The organism is Photobacterium japonica (assembly GCF_050337005.1).
Classification (GTDB): domain Bacteria; phylum Pseudomonadota; class Gammaproteobacteria; order Enterobacterales; family Vibrionaceae; genus Photobacterium; species Photobacterium japonica.
Genome location: NZ_JAKJSN010000113.1, coordinates 1 through 3,582, shown reverse-complemented (window position 1 = coordinate 3,582; position 3,582 = coordinate 1). Strand labels below are relative to the sequence as shown.

General features: G+C 48.6%; 3 protein-coding genes and 1 pseudogene. 3 read left to right on the top strand and 1 reads right to left on the bottom strand.

Features of this window, described 5'->3' with window-relative positions; genetic code table 11:
• The first annotated feature begins 406 nt into the window (after window positions 1-406).
• Window positions 407-1,294 carry a site-specific integrase gene (locus L4C36_RS23440; RefSeq protein WP_428480183.1) on the top strand — a complete coding sequence of 296 codons (888 nt, stop codon included), beginning with the start codon at window positions 407-409 and terminating at the stop codon, window positions 1,292-1,294.
• A complete protein-coding gene (locus L4C36_RS23435) occupies window positions 1,291-2,343 on the top strand; it encodes an IS91 family transposase (RefSeq protein WP_428480182.1) in 1,053 nt (350 codons plus the stop codon). The genes L4C36_RS23440 and L4C36_RS23435 overlap by 4 nt, the downstream gene beginning before the upstream one ends.
• A gap of 260 nt (window positions 2,344-2,603) precedes the next feature.
• On the opposite strand, the gene L4C36_RS23430 is transcribed toward L4C36_RS23435, so the two are convergent.
• The gene (locus L4C36_RS23430) at window positions 2,604-3,143 is read right to left on the bottom strand and encodes a hypothetical protein (protein WP_428480181.1); all 540 of its coding nucleotides are present in this window, start codon (window positions 3,141-3,143) and stop codon (window positions 2,604-2,606) included.
• Window positions 3,144-3,240: 97 nt separating this feature from the next.
• Here L4C36_RS23430 and L4C36_RS23425 point away from each other — a divergent pair.
• Window positions 3,241-3,582 (top strand): annotated as a pseudogene (locus tag L4C36_RS23425) (IS110 family transposase); the annotation flags it as partial.

Sequence of the window (3,582 nt, the reverse complement as noted above, 5' to 3'; positions counted from 1 at the left end):
GATATATGGTTAAGACCATTTGCGGGAAAACCTGATAATGCGGCGGGCACAAAAGATGCCTTCTAACGAATGAGGAACCGCAACCGCGTAGTGTCATCAGGGTCATGGCAAATAAGCCAATAAACAGACCGAATGTAGAGCGGCAGTCCCAAACCTTATATTACCTGACGCTGTTGTTGACAACCGGGGGAGTCCATGTAGCCGCGTTAAGTGGTGAGCAACGCTAACCACCCTACCTAAACTATTGTGACATAAACACTTAAAATGAAGAAAGCCGAAAACGCCATGCGTTGAGAATCCGTCTTGAACGCTTTGTTGAACGAAGCCGCTCCGCGGCAGAGTAAAGCGCACGCCTTCCATACTCTCTGTAACACCATCACTGTGATGGTGCTTACCGGAGTACACCATGGATCCCATCGAACGTAAACGCTACAACCTGCTTTATGAACAACACCTTACTAACTTAACCCTGCAAGGTAAACGCCCTGCAACCATTGATGCCTATTCACGGGCGGTGCGTCGAATAACGAAGTTTTATGACCGCTGCCCCGACACCCTGACAACTGAAGATTTAAAGCACTACTTCGCCAGCCTAATAGACTCTCACTCATGGAGCACCGTCAAATTAGACCGCAATGGTTTGCAGTTTTTCTATCGCTATACCTTAAATAAATCGTGGCAATGGCTCGATATCATTAAACCCCCACAGCAACAAAAACTGCCCGATATCATTACCTCACAGCAAGTCGGCTTACTCATCAGCATGACCCAGCAACCGCGCTATCAAGTGTTTTTCCTGACGCTGTACACACTGGGGCTGAGGCTCAGTGAAGGACTCAACCTCACCATCCATGATATCGACAGTCATACCATGCAAGTGCACATTCGGGATGGCAAAGGCGGGAAAGACCGCATGGTGCCACTGCCGCAACGCACACTCAATGCCCTGCGCGCGTATTGGAAAACCCATCGCCATCCCCGGCTACTCTTCCCCGGCAAAGGCAAGCATACCGACACCCCGATGGACCGAGGCGGTGTGCAAAAATCAATGAAACAGGTGCTAAAAGACTGTGGCATTAACAAGCCACTTTCTCCCCATTCCCTCCGGCATTGTTTTGCAACGCATCTGCTTGAGCAAGGGCTGGACTTACGTTCACTACAAACCCTGCTCGGGCACGCCAGCCTGAACACCACCGCGCGCTATACCCGCATGACAACCATCAAGCAACGTGATGCCGCCTTGGCCATGAATCAATTGGCTAATGCATTGGTATTAATGTGGGAGGAACGATGAGTCTATTTATTGAATTACTGCGGGCTCATCGTGATGAGCTTGAACACCACTACGGTACTCAAATCAATCCCGACATCCGCCGAGCCATGTCGGCTATGCTGCGCTGTAAAACGGAGCGGCAAGGGCGCTCGCAATGGTTGTGCTCTCACTGCCATCACGATGACCGCTTGCCGCTCTCTTGCGGGCATCGACATTGCCCCCAATGCCAACACCGTACCACCTCTGACTGGTTGCTGCGCCAAAAGCAAAAGCTGCTACCGGTGCACTACTTCATGACAACCTTCACCTTGCCGTATCAGTTACGCGTGCTCGCTCAAAAACAACCCAAAGCGCTGTATCAAACGATGTTCACGGTGGCATCCGGTGTGCTCAAAAGCTTCGCTAAAAGACAACAACACGGAGAGTTGGGGTTTACTGCTGTGCTGCATACCCACAGTAGGCAACGAAACCTACATCCGCATTTACACATCATTATCGCAGGCGGAAGGTATGACTCATCCAAGCAAGTATGGCACAAGAGTAATAAACAGTACTTGTTCAACGCCTTCGCGCTCGCCAAAGTCTGGCGAGCACGGCTGCTTGAGGCAATACAGCAACACCCGCAACTGTGGCTGCCGGCTAACCTACCCAACCAATGGGTGGTCGACTGTCGCTGTGTGGGGTACGGTGAGCCTGCGCTCGAGTATTTATCTCGCTATCTCTATCGTGGGGTGTTGCCGGATAAAGACATCATCGCGGTCAGTGAAAACAGTGTCACCTTCCGCTACCAAGATAGTCACAGCAAAACATGGAAAACGCGCACTTTACCCATACTGACGTTCTTGCTGCTTATCTTGCAGCATGTATTACCCAAAGGCTTACAACGGGTGCGTGACTACGGCTTTTTACGCGGTCAGGCCAAAGCGCTGCGTGTACGTATTCAACTGCTGTTGCTGGGTCTGTTTTATTCCACGCCACCGACGGTGCCGATAACCAAAGCCAAAGCCGTTCGTGTCTGTCCCTGCTGTCAACATGAGATGGCCTGTGTGGGCGTCAGCCGACCGAGATAGCCGAAAGGCGAACAGAATAAGGATAATGGTGCAATGGTAAGTAGCGCAGAGGAGAGATGACAGCCAAGAGACAGTGAAAACAGCTAACTCATTGATAATACGGCATTCAAAGTATTATCTTGGCATCGCTCGTCTTGAGAAAAGAGGCAGAGCGATGCCCCCTTCAAACCAGATCGCACAATTTACTTTATAAAGAGGCGTCGGGCTTGTTCAACACCCGGGATTTAGTGTTGGCTGCGCAACACCTTAATCTTTATTTGTTATACATTTTTTTTGGTGTACTCAAACAGGGCTTTTCGCCAATCAATTAGATATGGTAAACAACCAATGAGGGTTAAATCTTGGCTACCATTCAAATCTGCTAGCAAATCAGAKAGCGGATACTGGGCGGAGTCCCTATGATGTAAAACCTTATCAACAGTTTCTTGCGATTGTTTACTCAGCTTTTCTAACCAAATATGCCACTCCGGTTCATGTTTCCAGTAGTTCGCTGCAGTATGAATTAACTCCGCAACTGGTTCACCAAAAGAACTGCAAGGTCCCAACTTTCGAGCTTCAACGGGTTTAAGAGCAACATCCCTCAGTACGTCGAACATATATCGTTGCATGATACAAAAACCTAGTCCTATCAAGTACTCGCCTTTATCGCACAAACAACTAACGTCCCATACATCGGCTTTGGAAATCTCATGGTTGAGTTCAGAAAGTGAAGTGTCGATGGGCTTTAACACCTCAGCGACATAAGAAAATTCTACATCTGCAAACTCTATCTCATTTCCTTTTTTAGAAAATACGAACATCGATGCCTCTTAAAATGTATAACGAATGACATGGACTCCCCCTCATCCAGACTCTGCCACACTTGATGAGTCAAGGTAAAAACGTTCGGAGGCCACCATGTCAAAATCCATCTATGGCATTGATCTTGCCAAACATTCGTTCAGTATCCATGGCGAAGATGCGACAGGCAAGGTATTGATCCACAAAACAATATCAAGGTCTAAAGTTCTTGAAATTTTCGCAAACATTCCGCCCGCTATCATTGGGATGGAAGCCTGTGGCAGTGCCCATTATTGGGCGCGTGAATTAACAAAGCTTGGTCATACACCAAAAATCATGGCGGCCAAGTATGTGGCGCCTTTCAGAACGGGCGCCAAAAACGATCTTAACGATGCAGTAGCTATTTGTATCGCCGTTGCCCGTCCTTCAACGCGCTTCGTAAAAATCAAATCTCCCGAG

Bases quoted from the DNA above. Each gene is read 5' to 3' on its own strand.
- L4C36_RS23440 (WP_428480183.1), top strand. From the start codon at position 407: ATGGATCCCATCGAACGTAAACGCTACAACCTGCTTTATGAACAACAC.
- L4C36_RS23435 (WP_428480182.1), top strand. From the start codon at position 1,291: ATGAGTCTATTTATTGAATTACTGCGGGCTCATCGTGATGAGCTTGAA.